Source organism: Sphingomonas faeni (genome assembly GCF_030817315.1).
GTDB lineage: Bacteria > Pseudomonadota > Alphaproteobacteria > Sphingomonadales > Sphingomonadaceae > Sphingomonas > Sphingomonas faeni_C.
In genome coordinates, this window is sequence record NZ_JAUSZF010000001.1 from 852,501 (window position 1) to 867,918 (window position 15,418).

The window sequence follows — 15,418 nt, forward strand, 5'->3', positions numbered from 1 at the left end:
TATGTGGTACGCGGTAGCGGAGCGTTCCGTAAGCCTGTGAAGCGATCTGGTAATGGGTCGTGGAGGTATCGGAAGTGCGAATGCAGACATGAGTAGCGATAAAGAGGGTGAGATGCCCTCTCGCCGAAAGACCAAGGGTTCCTGCGCAAGGCTAATCCGCGCAGGGTGAGCCGGCCCCTAAGACGAGCCCGAAGGGGGTAGTCGATGGGAACCACGTTAATATTCGTGGGCCTGGTGGTGTGTGACGGATCATGTGTGTTGTGCGTCCTTATCGGATTGGACGTGCTTCGAAATGGTTCCAGGAAATAGCCCCACCGTATAGACCGTACCCGAAACCGACACAGGTGGTCAGGTAGAGTATACCAAGGCGCTTGAGAGAAGTGTCCTGAAGGAACTCGGCAAATTGCCTCCGTACCTTCGGAAGAAGGAGGCCCTCACTATGCGCAAGCACTTTGAGGGGGCACAGGCCAGGGGGTAGCGACTGTTTAGCAAAAACACAGGGCTCTGCTAAGTCGGCTTCAAGACGACGTATAGGGCCTGACGCCTGCCCGGTGCCTGAAGGTTAAGTGGAGGGGTGCAAGCTCTGAAATGAAGCCCAGGTAAACGGCGGCCGTAACTATAACGGTCCTAAGGTAGCGAAATTCCTTGTCGGGTAAGTTCCGACCTGCACGAATGGCGTAACGACTTCCCCACTGTCTCCAGGACATGCTCAGCGAAATTGAATTCTCCGTGAAGATGCGGAGTACCCGCGGTTAGACGGAAAGACCCCGTGCACCTTTACTGCAGCTTCAGAGTGGCATTAGGAAGAAACTGTGTAGCATAGGTGGGAGGCTTTGAAGCATTGGCGCCAGCTGATGTGGAGCCATAGGTGAAATACCACCCTGTTTGTTTCTGATGTCTAACCTCGTTCCGTAAGCCGGAACAGGGACCCTCTGTGGCGGGTAGTTTGACTGGGGCGGTCGCCTCCTAAAGAGTAACGGAGGCGCGCAATGGTGGGCTCAGGACGGTCGGAAACCGTCTGTTAGAGTGCAATGGCATAAGCCCGCCTGACTGCGAGACTGACAAGTCGAGCAGAGACGAAAGTCGGTCATAGTGATCCGGTGGTCCCTCGTGGAAGGGCCATCGCTCAACGGATAAAAGGTACGCCGGGGATAACAGGCTGATAACCCCCAAGAGCTCATATCGACGGGGTTGTTTGGCACCTCGATGTCGGCTCATCACATCCTGGGGCTGGAGCAGGTCCCAAGGGTTTGGCTGTTCGCCAATTAAAGTGGTACGTGAGCTGGGTTCAGAACGTCGCGAGACAGTTTGGTCCCTATCTGCCGTGGGCGTCGAAATTTGAGAGGAGTTGACCCTAGTACGAGAGGACCGGGTTGAACATACCTCTGGTGTACCAGTCGTTCCGCCAGGAGCGCAGCTGGGTAGCTATGTATGGACGGGATAACCGCTGAAAGCATCTAAGCGGGAAGCCTCCCTCGAGATAAGATTTCATAGAGCCGTCGGAGACCACGACGTTGATAGATCGGATGTAGAAGTGCGGTAACGCATGGAGCTAACCGATACTAATTGCTCTATTCGCGCTTGAGAGTCTCACACCATCAATGACAACACTGGGGTAACCCAACGCGTCAGATGCGTGCGGATGATTAAGTCGAACGCCAGATTGCCAATCCCCTCGCCGTCGAGGGATTGGTCCAAATACCACTACAACCTTGCACGGTATCGATTTTAAAACCCCACCAGGCGTCAAGCATGGTGGGGTACCCAAAGCATTCCCAACGTATCGTCGCACCGGCTCCATTGCCTGGTGGCTATAGCGTCGGTGTCCCACCCGATCCCATTCCGAACTCGGCCGTGAAACCCGCCTGCGCCAATGGTACTATCGCTCAAGCGATGGAAGAGTAGGTCGTCGCCAGGCATTGAAGCCCGTGCGGCGATACGTAACAGGAAACGCTGAAAACCCATTCACCATGTCTTCTACCCACGTTCTCCAACGAGAACCGTCGCGGGGTGGAGCAGCCCGGTAGCTCGTCAGGCTCATAACCTGAAGGTCACAGGTTCAAATCCTGTCCCTGCAACCATCTTAACTTGCAACGCCTCGGCAGCCATCCTCTCCGGGGTTTTTTCTTGTTTGCCCCAAGCGCATAGCAATCTCTAGCCACCTCGCACTACATCTCACGACGTTCGGCGATGGCGCTCAACTCGTGGATGACCGGGTGGCCCGGCAACGAGGTTTCGACAATGCACTGCAGGTATCACGACATTAGTCGTCGATGACGCCAACGCGTTCGGAATGGTCCACCGCATGAAAATCAGTCCTATACGAAGTCTAGTGATTGATGCTGGTGGAGTTTCTGCGGGGGGGGCGCCATCGGTGCCGCGTGCCCAGTGCGCGTTACCGGCTGCTGCGTCGGTCAACATTAGACGCCCGTCGCGATCTAGCCGATCCAGCTTCTTCAGATTCATTCCCCTGCTGTCGGGGGACTTCCGAAAATATAGTTAAGTTGTTGTATAAGATGCAATAATAACGTGCGTGCCATACTAGTTGAGTATGCAATCTTAATGACGATGGGCGATTAGAACGGTGCTTGATGTCGGAAGGAAATGATGTCTTCGCGTGTTTCGCCCCTGCCACGCGGCACCTTTGTCTTGGATACGCGCTCATTGGCCATCGCGTTTCTCCTTGCTGATGGACGAAATCTGGCCGACAGCCGTTGGCGCGGCTTCTAGAAGCCGCGCATCGCTGACAGAAGTCTGCAGGTAACATCGAGAATAACCATGTTAGACGCCCGCCCCGCCGGAACGCCGCATATCGCCACGGCTGATATTCCGGTCCCAAATTGGGGGCGACAGGTTGTATCTGAATTCGGTACGGCTTCGTGGAACCGGCGAGACGCTGACGAGATCAGCCAGACGATCCCTCACCATATCGTGCTGCTGTCGTTCAAACCTATCAACAACCGCGAGTCACGGCTTGGCGGAACACGGCTGCGCACTGCTTCGGCCGCAAGCGGAGCGTGTGAAATCATTCCGGCGGGCGCGGACCATTGGGCGCGCTGGCATGACCCCAAGGAAGTTGCGGCATTCTCACTGTCGCAAGTCTGGCTTGACCGTCTGGCACAGTCTGATCTGGATCTGCCGGGCGCCACCGTGAACTCGGACGCCTTGCCCCTCGTCGACCGTCGCGTGGCATTGCTGGGCGCGATGGTCCGCGACGAACTTCGTACAGGTTCGCACGCGACGATGGGCATGCTCGAGCTGGATTCGCTGCTCAACTTGGTGGGCATTCACCTCATCAGGCAATATGGCGCCATCAAACCCCAGAAAGACCTGGGCGGTCTGTCGGACCGGCAACTCGGCAAGGTGCGCGACTATATGGCGGCGCACCTTGCCGATGGTGTGAAGCTTGAGGAGGTCGCCGGTCTGATCGGCCTTTCGTCCAGCCAGCTGATGCGTTCTTTTCGTCGCTCAACGGGCACCAGCCCGCACCAGTATTTCATGCGCCTGCGCCTTGATCAGGCGCGAACGATGATCGTCAGCGGGCCGCTGGCCCTAGCCGAGATCGCGCTCGAATGTGGCTTCTCGAGCCAAAGTCACCTCACCTCGATCATGCGCCGGGAAGATGGTCTGACCCCGGGAGCGTTGCGGGGCTGATCAGGTCGCGATCCGCCAGCTTGGTCCTTGGCAGCATCGGCCAAGTCGCGCTTGATATCGATATATCGTCATTCTCCGCATTGCTTGCGGATTTTCTACCAGCGATGCGCGTATCCTGAAAGCTGCGTATCTGTCTGCCAGCTACCTCTTGGTCATCAACCAGGAGAATAGCGATGACCACGGACGATTGTACCAAAAACCTCGACGGCCAAATTGCGGTAGTGATGGGCGCGACACGCAACCAAGGGCGCGCCTATGCCGTCATGCTGGCACGAAACGGCTGTCGTGGGGTGGCCGTCCATTATCACGACGAGGTGTCTCGGGGTGAAGCGGAAGAGACCGCCGCCGAGATCGCCCATCTCGGTGCCGAGCCGCTCCTGGTCAGCGCTGACCTGACGCATGTCAGCGAGGTGGTTAAGCTGTTCGACGCCGTCGAGCAGAAATTCGGCCACCTCAATATCGTGGTCAACACGGTCGGCAAGGTGGTGAAGAAGCCCTTCGTCGAGATCACCGAGGCTGATTTCGACCAGAGCTTCGCGATCAATAGCAAGGCTGCCTTCTTTTGCATGCAGGAAGCGGCGAAGCGGATCGAGGACAATGGCCGGATCATCACCATCGGCACGACGCTGCAGGCGGCAACGACGGGCCTCTACGCGGTCTATGCCGGGTCCAAGGCGCCGCTCGAACACTTTACGCGCGCGCTTGCCAAGGAGATCGGCGATCGCGGCATCACGGTCAACACCGTCGCGCCCGGACCGCTGAACACGTCCTTCTTCTACCCGGTGGAAACGGCCGAATCCAAGGCGTTCCTCTCGCACATGGCCCCGCAAAACCGTCTCGGCGAGATCGACGAGATCACGCCGCTCATCGAGTTCCTGGTGGGCCCGGGCGGCAGCTGGGTCACGGCGCAGACGCTCTTCATCAACGGCGGCTTCATCGCTCGCTGACGACGTAGCGAGCAGCGGCTGACGGCTCATCGACCAGGCCGTCAGCCAACCCTCCGGCTCGATTTCCCGCATACTTCCCCTCCCGGAGACCTGTGATGCAATTCCTGTCCGTTCTTCCACCAAGCGTGTACATGAGCGTTTCAGCATCCGCCGCAACGATTGACGGACAGCGACAGCGACACGGATTCACTGCGCGTGTGCTCCACTACGCCAACCAGTCATGGGTGACCGGTCTGGCAAGCTTCGTGACGACGGCAATCATCCTGTTGCCGGTGGAATATGAAACGCCGGTCCGCAGCCTTATGCTGTTCCTGTCGTCGCGGCGCGTCTGATGCGCCGTCCGATCCTCAAGACACTACGCATCATCGTCCGCTTCCCCTGTACCGGATCCCTCCAAAGGAACGAACCATGATCGTAACACGACGAAGCGTCCTGGCGGCCGGGGCGATTGCCGCGACGGCACTGACCAAGAGCCGGAGCCTCGCCGCACAATCGCCCGCCGACGTCGTTATTGTCGGTGGCGGGTCGGCAGGAGCGGTGTTGGCCGCGCGCTTGAGCGCGGACCCGCGGCGCCATGTCGTTCTGCTGGAGGCGGGGCCGGTGTTCGCGCCCGAGACCTATCCCAGGCCGCTGACCGATCCCGGCATAGTCGGCACCCCCGACTTCAACTGGAACTACAAGAGCGACGACACGGCGAAACTGGGACACGCCATTCCTTTGCCACGCGGCAAGGTCGTGGGTGGAAGTTCGGCGATCAACGCTGCGATAGCAATCCGCGCCCGTCCGGCCGACTTTGCACGCTGGACCGCGCGCGGTATCGAGGGATGGAGCTGGGGCGACGTGCTGCCCGCGTTCAAGGCGCTCGAAAACACGCCGACCGGTGCCGACGCGTGGCATGGCCGGTCCGGCTCATTCCCGATCCGGCAGCGCACGCTGGCCGAACTGTCGCCGTCGGCACGCGCCTTTGTGGCAGCAGGGCGCGCGACCGGACTCGGCAACGTCGACGACTTTAATGGTGAGTTCGTTGATGGCGCCTGTGCGCATTCGTTGAACGTGGTCGACGGCGTTCGGATGAACACCGGCATGGTCTACCTGACCGCCGACGTCCGTGCTCGCCCGAACCTGACGATCCGCGGCAGCGCCGAGGTCGACTGCCTGATCCTCTCTGGCCGCCGCGCGACCGGCGTGCGGCTCGTGACCGGCGAGAGCGTGATGGGCGGCGAGGTCATCCTGTCGGGTGGTGCATTCGGGAGCCCGGCGATCCTGATGCGCTCCGGGATCGGCCCCGCCGCCAATCTTCGCGCACTCGGCATCCCGGTCGTTGCCGACCTTCCCGTCGGACGGCGTCTCCAGGATCATCCGTTCTTCTTCAATATCTACGCTTTGAAGCCGCCTTTTACGTCCATGTTTCCGGCAGCGGGGTCGATGGCCTGGACGCGTTCCAAGGCCGCCACGAACGGCGATCTCGATCTGCAGGTCACCGCGACGCATTTCATCGATCCGAAGGCGAGCCCAACCGGTGGCGCGATCGTGTTGGCCGCGGCGGTGACTCTGCCGAAGTCGATCGGATCGTTCGAGCTCGCCTCGCGGGATCCGCGGATCCCCCCACGCATCCGCGCCAATTTCTTCGACCACCCAAGCGATCTCGACCGGATGGTCGAGGCGGTGAACCTGTCGCGCGAGATCGGACGGACGGCACCTTTCGCGGGCATGGTCGATCACGAGATGGCGCCGGGCGTGGGTGTGACGAGCGATGCCGCACTCCGCGCGAACATCGTCGCCAACATCGCCTCGTATCAGCACCCGACGTCGACCGTCCCGATGGGCGCCGACGCAGATCCGACCGCCGTCGTCGATGCCTGGGGAAACGTGCGCGGCATACAGGGCCTGCGCGTCGTCGATGCCTCGATCCTGCCCGAGATTCCGTCGGTGCCCACCAACGTCACCACCATTATGGTGGCCGAGCGGATCGCGGCACGGATTACCGGCGCTTCGTCCGGCCTCGACCGCATAGCGGGCGGCATCGGCGGGCTGGCGCAGCGTGCTTGACCTTAACGACTTCCGATATTTCGTCGGTGTCGTCGATGCCGGTGGGCTGACGGCCGCCAGTCGGAAGATGAACGCGCCCAAGTCGACGCTGAGCCACCGGCTCCAGCAACTCGAGGGCGCGCTGGGCGTGCGTCTGCTCAACCGCACCTCGCGCAGCCAGAGCATAACCGACGCCGGATCGCTGTTCTACCGGCATGCCATCGACATGCTGCAGCATGCGGACCTCGCCGAAAATGGCGTGCGCCAGCGGCTCGCGGCGCCGATCGGCGTCGTCAAATTCACGATCGGCGTCGTCCCCTCGCTCTTTGCGATGCGCCACATCATGCCGAGTTTTGCCCAGGCGCACCCCAAGATCGAGTTCGAACAGCACACCAGCGACGATCAGGTCGACATCATCGGCGGTGGCTACGATCTCGCGATCCGGTCGCACATTGGCGCCTTGACCGACTCCAACCTCGTGCAACGCGTGCTCGCCCATGCCCCGTGGCACCTGTTCGCGTCGCCGACCTATCTCGAACGCCGTGGGCCCCCGACCACACCGGAAGATCTGGCTAACCATGATCTGCTGGCAATCCTGCGGCCCGGACATGCCACGACTTGGAAGCTCAACCATGCCGAGAGCGGCGAGCGCATCGTGCCCGTGAAACCGCGGTTCACGGGAAACGATCTGCCTATGCTCAAGCAATTCGCGCAGGATGGTCTAGGCGTCGTCGCATTGCCGGGCTGGATCTGTCGAAGCGAAGAGCGCAGCGGGACGTTGGTCCGCTTGATGCCCGACTGGATTGCCGGAAAGGCGGCGATCACCGCGGTCTATCCGGTCCGCGACGGCATGATGCCCGCGGTTCGCCTGTTTCTCGACCATTTGTCCCGCGAGTTTCCGAAGATCGTCAACACGTGACTGTTGGCATCCAACTACGTCGGGGGGAGGCGCGCGATTTGCCCTTCATCTACCGGCTCGAGCGAAAATACATGGAGGATCTGGAAAACGACCAGCTCCAAGGCTGGCAGAACAGTATTGAGCATCATCTTCGCCAATGGGTGGATGACCTCCCCCGTACCAGCGTTGCCGAGTACGCAGGCGACCAGGCCGGCTATGTATTCTGGGAAGTGCGAGAGGGCAGGGCCGTGGTTGCCTCCGTCAACGTGGCACCCGAATACAGGAGGAAGGGCGTCGCCACGATCCTGTTGAAAAGGTTCGAGGACGAGGCGGGCGAGGCCGGATTGCTTATCGCCGAAATCGGTTTCGTGCGGCACAATCCGGCGAGGAACCTCTATGATCGGCTCGGGTATCGCATGGTGTCGGAGGACGGCCGCTACGACACCATGATCAAGCCCCTATAGACGACGCCCGAGACTGGTCGACGTCAGCGACCATCCGCGCTCCCCACGCGCCCTTCTTCGCTGCTGGAGTGACCGAAGTTCCATACTTCGTTTCAACGGTAACATTACGCGGCATATCGTTGCAGTAAAGCCAGCCGGAAGGTAGCGGAATCTTGTAGAGACTGGGTGAGCCGTGCAGACGGATCAACTTAGTGGCGTCCTGGTAAAAGATTTGAACTCCGTCTTAATCGGGCGAAGCGTTCGATAGATATCGGGCTTCGTCAGAAAACAATTGGGGCGGCCCTAGTGAATTCAGTAAAATATTTTAATTTTGCTCGACGCGGTGCGCTGCTGTTCGCAGGAACGGCTTTAACGGGAATACCCGCGATCGCGCAGAATGCGCCCGCGACGCTCGCCCCTAGGCTGCCGGTCCCGCAGGGGGTTTCCATGACCCCGGCTCCAGGTCCGGCGGCGAATGCCGACAAGCCGTCGGTAGGGCGAACGATAAGGACTCTGCGCGTCGAGGGATCGCAGCGCATCGAAGGCGAGACGGTGCTCAGTTATACCAAGCTGCGCGTCGGCATCCCGTACACCGCGGAGACGCTCGATCAGGCGCTGAAGGACCTTCAGGCCAGCGACCTGTTCGCGGATTACTCGATCGCGGGCGTCGAGACCGGCAACATCGTGCTGCGCGTACGTGAGAACCCGATCATCAACCGCGTGATCATCGAGGGCAACAAGGCGCTGAAAAGCGACAAGATCACGAAAGAGATCAAGCTCGCGCCGCGCCAGATCTTCACGCGCACCGCGGTCCGCCAGGATATCGCGCGGATCATCGAGCTGTATCGTCGCCAGGGCCGCTTTGCCGCGGTGATCGACCCGAAGATGGTCAATCTCGACCAGAACCGCGTCGACGTCGTGTTCGAAGTCAGCGAAGGCCCGAAGTCGAAGGTCCGCCAGATCAACATCCTCGGCAACGAGGTGTTCTCCGACGACCAGATCCGCGGCCAGATGGCGACCAAGCAGTCGCGCCTGTTCCGGCTGTTGTCGTCGGCCACCAGCTACGATCAGGATCGCCTGTCCTACGATCAGCAGAAGCTTCGCCAGTTCTATCTGACGCAGGGCTATGCCGATTTCCGGGTCACGTCGGCCGTCGCCGAGCTGACGCCGGACAAGAAGGACTTCATCATCACGTACGTGGTGGAAGAAGGTAAGCGCTACAAGTTCGGCGACGTGACGGTCGACAGTCAGATCCGCGACTTCGACAACACCAAGCTCGCAGCCTCGCTGCCGCTGAAGAAGGGCGATTGGTACAACGCCAAGCTCGTCGAGGATTCGGTCGACAACCTCAGCCAGACCGCGGGCCTGTTCGGCTATGCGTTCACCGAGGTGAACCCGGAGTTCCAGAAGGACGCCGAGACGCTGACGATGGGGATTAATTTCAACATCGCCGAAGCCAAGCGTACCTATGTCGAGCGGATCGAGATCAACGGCAACACGCAGACGCAGGACAAGGTCGTCCGCCGCGAGATCCGTCTGGCCGAGGGCGACGCGTTCAACAGTTTCCAGGTCAAGCGCTCGCAGGATCGCATCAACTCGCTCGGCTATTTCGCCGACAAGATGGAGATCAAGCAGCTGCCGGGATCGGCACCCGATCGCGTGATCCTGGAGACCAACCTCGAAGAGAAGTCGACTGGCGAGCTCCAGCTGTCGGCAGGCTATTCGAGCCTCGAACGCTTCATCATCCAGGCGAACATCACGCAGCGCAACTTCCGCGGCAAGGGCCAGGAACTGCGCGCCGGCGTGAACTATTCGAGCTATTCGAAGTCGGTCGAGCTGGGCTTCACCGAGCCGTATCTGTTCGACAAGAACATCGCGATCGGCGGCGATATCTTCCGCCGCGACTACAACTCGTTCAGCTACAGCGGGAATGATCGGCAGGACAATTATTCGCAGGTCTCGACCGGTTTCCAGCTTCGTACTGGCGTACCGCTGACCGAATTCTGGTCGCTGTCGGGTCGCTATGGCCTGTCCTACGATCAGGTCAGCCTCGACGGCCAATATCTGAACGCCGACGGCTCGTGCAACGTCCAGGCGGCGACTAGCTATCTTTGCGATGCGTACGGCAACCGATGGACATCGTCGGTCGGCTATTCGCTGAGCCGCGACACGCTCAACAGCCGCCTGCGACCGACCGCAGGGTCGCGCTTCTCGTTCAGCCAGGACTTCGCCGGGCTCGGCGGCGACGTGAAGTATATCCGCACGCGCCTCGAAGGCGCGAAATACGCCAATCTCGGTAGCGGGTTCATCGGCTCGATCATTGCAGAGGGCGGCTATATCCACTCGCTGGAGGGCCGTCGCAAGGCAGGCGAGGACCGGGTTCGTCTTACCGATCGCTTCTATCTCGGCGAGCCGCAGTTCCGCGGATTCGACATCCGTGGCGTCGGGCCGCGCATCCTGCTCAAACCGTACGACACCGCAGCGGACGGCACGCAGTCGGTGTCGACCGACCCCAATGTCGTGAGGGACGACGCGCTGGGCGGGCACGCCTATTATCTCGCGCGTGCCGAGATCGAGATTCCGCTCGGCTCGGGCGCGCGCGAACTGGGTCTGCGACCGTCGATCTACGCGCAGGTGGGCAGCCTGTTCGGCGTTACCAAACCCCGTCCGACCTATAGCTATGAGCAGGCGGTCAACGCGAGCGGGGTCAAACTCTTCAATCCCGACGGCTCTCCGACGCTTTTGCCAAATCAGCTGACGCAGGGGGGGCAGCTTATCTACACGACACCGGGAGCGAACGGCGCGCAGACATTCTGCGCGGTCGGAACGCCCGATGCGAAGGGTGCGTGTGTGGGTACGACCGTCAATGCGAAGGCGCTGAACGGCACGATCTATCAGGAAAGCTTCCTTGGCAACTCTGCCAGCCCGCGTCTGACAGTCGGTGTCGGGGTCAACTGGAACTCGCCGTTCGGCCCGCTCCGGATCGATGTCGCCAAAGCGCTGCTCAAGCAGAAGGGCGACGATCCCAAGCTCATCACGTTCAACGTGGGGACGCAGTTCTGATCACACACGTCGTCCAGGGGGCGCGCCTCGATCGGTGCCCCCTTCTTGTCGTTTACAGCAAATCCTCGATGCGAAACGGCATCTCGCGCAGCCGCTTGCCGGTCGCATGGAAGATCGCGTTCGCCACCGCGCCGGACACCCCTGACATCGCCACTTCGCCCAATCCCTTGACGCCAAGCGCGTTCACTAGAGGATCGGGCTTGTCGATCAGCCCGACCTCGATGTCGCCGATGTCGGCGTTCACCGCGACGTAGTAATCGGCGAGATCGTTGTTGAGCCAGCCGCCATAGCGCGGGTCGACCTCGGTCGCCTCGCGCAGCGCTGCGCTGACGCCCCAGACCACGCCGCCGCGGACCTGACTTTCGGCGGTTCGCGGCGACACCACGCGACCGCAATCGACCACCGACACGACGCGCGGGACCCGGATCCGGCGCGTCCGCGGTTCGACACGCACTTCGACGAAATGCGCGATGTAGCTGAAGGTCGTGAACGCAGGATATTCGGGCCCGGTGATCGCGTACCCACCCGCGCGCAACGTCGTGAGATCCTTCGCCCCTTGTCCCGGTCCGACGTGCGACACTTCGATCTCCAAGTACGGACGACGGATGGCGGCAAGCTGTTGGTGGAGATTACCGACGATCTTTCGACCGGCCAGAAGATCGGTCATGGCCAGGTTGAGCTTGGCGGCCGCCTCGGCCGCGACCGGTGCGCCGCTCGCCGTTCCCCAGGAGCCAGCCGTGGTATGTTGCGGGGCGACCGAGGTATCCCCGATCGCGAGCTCGAGTCCGGCCGGATCAATCGCCAGGTCGCGGATCAGCACCTGTTCGAGCATCGAGCGGATACCCTGGCCCATCTCGTGCCCGGCAACGGCGAAGCGCGATGTCCCGTCCGCGCGGACGCGCAAGGTCGCGATGCTGGGATGCGTGAGGACCGGATAGGCGCCGCACCCCATGCCCCAGCCGATCTGCGTGCCGTCGGGCAGGCGCATCGAACCCGGGGCAGCGGTGCGCTCGTCCCAACCGAAGCGGCGCGCGCCCTCCGTGATGCAGTCGTTGAGAAAGGTGGACGACAGCGGCTTGCCGTTGAGCGGATCGACCTCGGCGTGATGCTTGAGCCGGAACGCGACCGGATCCTCGCCCAGCTTGAACGCCAGTTCGTCCACCGCGCTTTCGAACGCGAAGGCCGCCGGGTGCGGATAGGGACAGCGCATATAGCCCGGATCCTGCGTATCCAGCCGGATGTCGGCGGCGGTACCGAGATAGTCGGCGACGCCGTACATCTGCGGCACATGTTCGTGATAGTCGGGGCCGAACTGACTGCTGCGGGATGCCTGATGATCGACGTCGTATCGGATCGCGCTGATCCTGCCCGAGGCGTCCGAGCCGAGCTCGATCCGGTGCCGGCTCCTGGGTCGGAACGTTGCGTTGTGGAACACCTGACCACGCGGCGCAACCATCTTGACGGGGCGACCGAGCAGCATCGCGGCGCGCGCGACCAGCGTGGTCTGGCGCTGGACCGAGCCCTTCTGACCGAAGCCGCCGCCGATCTGCGGACTTTTGACCACGACCTGATCGGATGTCAGGCGCAGGTTGCGCATGAGCACGCCCTTGACCAGGTTCGTGCTCTGCGTCCCCTCGTACACCGTCAGCACGCCGCCCTGCCAGTGCGCGGTGGTCGATAGCAGCTCCATCGGATTGTGGTGCTGCGCCGGGCTTACATACTCGGCTTCGTGGCGCGTCGTCGCGCGCGCCATTTTTGCGACGGCATCGCCCGCCACGACGTCCTTGGCGCGTTCGTGCGGGACGCCGGGCGCATCGATCACCGCGGCGAACCCGACGCTTTCATACACCGGGCGGATCGCCTCGGCGGCTTCGATCGCGGCTTCGATCGACTCCGCCACGACCAGCGCGACAGGCTGTCCCCGATAGCTGATGTCGGTGACGATCATCGGCGGCGGCGGTCCCGCGCCGGGAACCGCAGGCGGCGGCGGTGGGAAGTCGGTCGCGGTCAGAACGCGCACCACCCCTGGAACGCGCATCGCGGCGTCGATCGACACGGCGGTGACCTGTCCCCTGGCGATCGTAGCGGGAACCTGCATCGCGTAGAGCATGTCGTGGATCGCGAAGTCGGCGCCGTATTTCGCCGTGCCCAGCACTTTTTCACGGGCATCGACACGGGCGCGGTCGGGGAAAAGAACATTGCTCAAGCGGGAATCCTTCCAGCGGCGATCATGAGAGCATCGGCGACCGTGCGCGCGCCGAGTTCGATCTTGTAGCCATTGTCGCGGCCCGGTTTCGCGTCGGCAAACGCGACATGCCCGGCTGCGAGCGCGAGTTCTGGCGTCAAGATTCGCCCTGCCAGGGACGCTTCGGCGGCGGTCGCACGCCAAGGCACGGTCGCTACACCGCCGAGTGCGATCCGCGCGTGCTTCACGATGCCTTCCTTTATTTCCAGCGCCACGGCAGCGGAGGCCAGCGCGAACCGCGTAGCTTTCGCGGTCGCAGATCTTGTAATAGGTCGACCGTGCGCCTGCGGGCGTCTTCGGTACGACGATCGCGGTGATCATCTCGTCGGCACGCAACGAGAATTCGCGGTGCGGCGTGGTACCGGGCAACCAATAGAGATCGGCGACGGCTATGGTGCGCGCGCCGCTCTCGCCGAGCACTTCGACATGGGCGTCGAGCGCGACCAAGGCGACCGGCCAATCACCGGGCGATACGGCGGTGCAGGCCTCGCTCTGTCCGAGCACGGCCTGGCCGCGGTCCGCGCCACCGATCGCCGCACAACCGGATCCCGGATCGCGCTTGTTGCACGGATAGGTGTTGCCGGCGGACGTGCCGCCTGCGCCGTTCCTGAAATACAGACACCGTGTTCGCTGCAGCAGGTTGCCGCCGACGGTCGCCATGTTCCGCAACTGCTGCGACGCCGCCCTGGCGAGCGACTCCGCCAGCAGGGGATATTCCCGCAGTACCGCGGGGTCCGCCGCGATCGCGCTCATCGGCACCAACGCCCCGAAGCGCAGCCGATCACCGTCCGTTTCGATCGCATCCAGCCCGTGCACCGCGGTCACGTCGATCAGATGCGCTGGTCGCTCGATATCGAGCTTCATCAGGTCGTAGAGCGTGGTGCCGCCGGCGATATACCGTGCGCCGGCGCCCGCCGCGGCAAAGGCCTTTATCGCAGCCGCGGCGGTCTCAGGGCGGACATAGCTGAACGCGCGCATCAGACCCGCACTCCCTTCGCCACGACATCTTCGATCGCCGCGACGATCCCGGCATAGGCACCGCACCGACAGATGTTGCCGCTCATGAACCTGCGGATGTCGGTGTGCGAGGTGGCATTGCCCTCCCGCACGCAGGCGACCGCCGCCATGATCTGTCCCGGTGTGCAATAGCCGCATTGCAGCGCGTCGTGATCGATGAACGCCTGTTGCATCGGGTGCAGGGTCTTGCCCTCCGACAGTCCTTCGATGGTGGTAACGGAACGCCCGTCGACCTTCACCGCTAGCGTCAGGCACGCGAGCACGCGGCGCCCGTCGACATGGACCGTGCACACACCGCACTGCCCATGATCGCAGCCCTTTTTCGCGCCGGTGAGATCGATCCGCTCACGCAGCAGATCGAGCAACGACGTGCGCGTGTCGATCTCCACGCGCATCGCCTGCCCATTGATCGTCGGTCGGACAGAAGTCTTGTGACCAGACACCGTAGCGTAAGGCGCGGCAACATGCTCCACAGGCGCGGGGCGGGCCATGCCGGCGTTTGGCACCAAAGCGCCGGCCGTCAGTGCAGCGGCGCCACCCAGCGCTTCCCGACGCGTCGCGGCGAATGCGCCATGGGGTTGGCCGTCTCCGCTCGCGTGGTTCGCAACTTCGGGATATCCGCTGTCGGTCAAGATGTGTTCCTTCTTCATCGAGCATGTGACCTGTAGGTTTGAAGGCAGCAACCAGTGAGCAGCCGGGGGTCGGTGCAGTTGAAATGGTCAATCGTAGTAAGGCATCTGCAAAATATCTCTGACGGCTAATCGATGATTAATTTTATTACTGAAAGTCACTAGGCATAGCGCTTATCCTTTTTAGGGTTTTACTGCCACATGATGGGAGTGAGATTGCTACATCTGTAACCTATTGTACGCTCGATGCTCTTTTCTCGGATAAAAACGGAGCTAAATGGCGGCTGAATACAGCGTGGGCCAAGCGGCGCTTGGGATGGCATCCAAGTGCCAACCATGACGACGGAAATATCCGGTTGCCGCGTCTCACGTCAGGTCCGCCGCAATATTTAGTCATGACCAAACGAGAAGCACCGCCGATGACGTATCGCTGTCCCGACCACATTACGGTCATGAGCACTTTTCCGGAAAACGCGGAGCCGCCGATGATCACG

8 protein-coding genes, 1 tRNA gene and 2 rRNA genes (1 of these 11 running past the window's edge) are annotated in these 15,418 nt (G+C 61.8%); 9 read left to right on the forward strand and 2 right to left on the reverse strand.

All coding sequences use genetic code 11. The features are described from left to right. From QFZ54_RS04040 to bamA, 9 genes are all read left to right on the forward strand, one after another. A 23S ribosomal RNA gene (locus tag QFZ54_RS04040) occupies window positions 1-1,586 on the forward strand; it begins 1,210 nt to the left of the window's first position. A 217-nt stretch (window positions 1,587-1,803) separates the two neighbouring features. Next, window positions 1,804-1,918 (forward strand): 5S ribosomal RNA (gene rrf, locus QFZ54_RS04045). Between the two features lie 86 nt (window positions 1,919-2,004). After that, a tRNA-Met gene (locus QFZ54_RS04050) sits at window positions 2,005-2,081 on the forward strand. Window positions 2,082-2,778: 697 nt separating this feature from the next. Continuing rightward, a complete protein-coding gene (locus QFZ54_RS04055; protein WP_307084654.1) occupies window positions 2,779-3,654 on the forward strand; it encodes a helix-turn-helix domain-containing protein in 876 nt (291 codons plus the stop codon). Window positions 3,655-3,827: 173 nt separating this feature from the next. Beyond that, a complete protein-coding gene (locus QFZ54_RS04060) occupies window positions 3,828-4,601 on the forward strand; it encodes an SDR family oxidoreductase (RefSeq protein WP_307084656.1) in 774 nt (257 codons plus the stop codon). A gap of 408 nt (window positions 4,602-5,009) precedes the next feature. After that, window positions 5,010-6,650, forward strand: a complete 1,641-nt coding sequence (locus QFZ54_RS04065; protein WP_307084658.1) for a GMC family oxidoreductase — start codon at window positions 5,010-5,012, stop codon at window positions 6,648-6,650. Further along, a complete protein-coding gene (locus QFZ54_RS04070) occupies window positions 6,643-7,548 on the forward strand; it encodes a LysR family transcriptional regulator (RefSeq protein WP_307084660.1) in 906 nt (301 codons plus the stop codon). The genes QFZ54_RS04065 and QFZ54_RS04070 overlap by 8 nt, the downstream gene beginning before the upstream one ends. Before the next feature lie 38 nt (window positions 7,549-7,586). Further along, window positions 7,587-7,991, forward strand: a complete 405-nt coding sequence (locus QFZ54_RS04075; RefSeq protein ID WP_307084662.1) for a GNAT family N-acetyltransferase — start codon at window positions 7,587-7,589, stop codon at window positions 7,989-7,991. A gap of 285 nt (window positions 7,992-8,276) precedes the next feature. After that, on the forward strand, window positions 8,277-11,033 hold the full coding sequence (gene bamA, locus QFZ54_RS04080; protein ID WP_373458435.1) for an outer membrane protein assembly factor BamA: 2,757 nt from the start codon (window positions 8,277-8,279) through the stop codon (window positions 11,031-11,033). 52 nt (window positions 11,034-11,085) lie between these two features. Here bamA and QFZ54_RS04085 read toward each other — a convergent pair whose 3' ends face one another. Together QFZ54_RS04085 and QFZ54_RS04100 are read right to left on the reverse strand one after the other, a co-directional pair. Then, the gene (locus QFZ54_RS04085; protein WP_444965513.1) at window positions 11,086-14,256 is read right to left on the reverse strand and encodes a molybdopterin cofactor-binding domain-containing protein; all 3,171 of its coding nucleotides are present in this window, start codon (window positions 14,254-14,256) and stop codon (window positions 11,086-11,088) included. Continuing rightward, window positions 14,256-14,927: a (2Fe-2S)-binding protein gene (locus QFZ54_RS04100; RefSeq protein WP_307084667.1), complete on the reverse strand. Its 672-nt coding sequence runs from the start codon at window positions 14,925-14,927 to the stop codon at window positions 14,256-14,258. The genes QFZ54_RS04085 and QFZ54_RS04100 overlap by 1 nt, the downstream gene beginning before the upstream one ends. Window positions 14,928-15,418 lie beyond the last annotated feature (491 nt).

Coding starts and splice junctions, on each gene's coding strand:
- QFZ54_RS04055 (WP_307084654.1), top strand. CDS start 2,779: ATGTTAGACGCCCGCCCCGCCGGAACGCCGCATATCGCCACGGCTGAT.
- QFZ54_RS04060 (WP_307084656.1), top strand. CDS start 3,828: ATGACCACGGACGATTGTACCAAAAACCTCGACGGCCAAATTGCGGTA.
- QFZ54_RS04065 (WP_307084658.1), top strand. CDS start 5,010: ATGATCGTAACACGACGAAGCGTCCTGGCGGCCGGGGCGATTGCCGCG.
- QFZ54_RS04085 (WP_444965513.1), bottom strand. CDS start 14,256: ATGCGCGCGTTCAGCTATGTCCGCCCTGAGACCGCCGCGGCTGCGATA.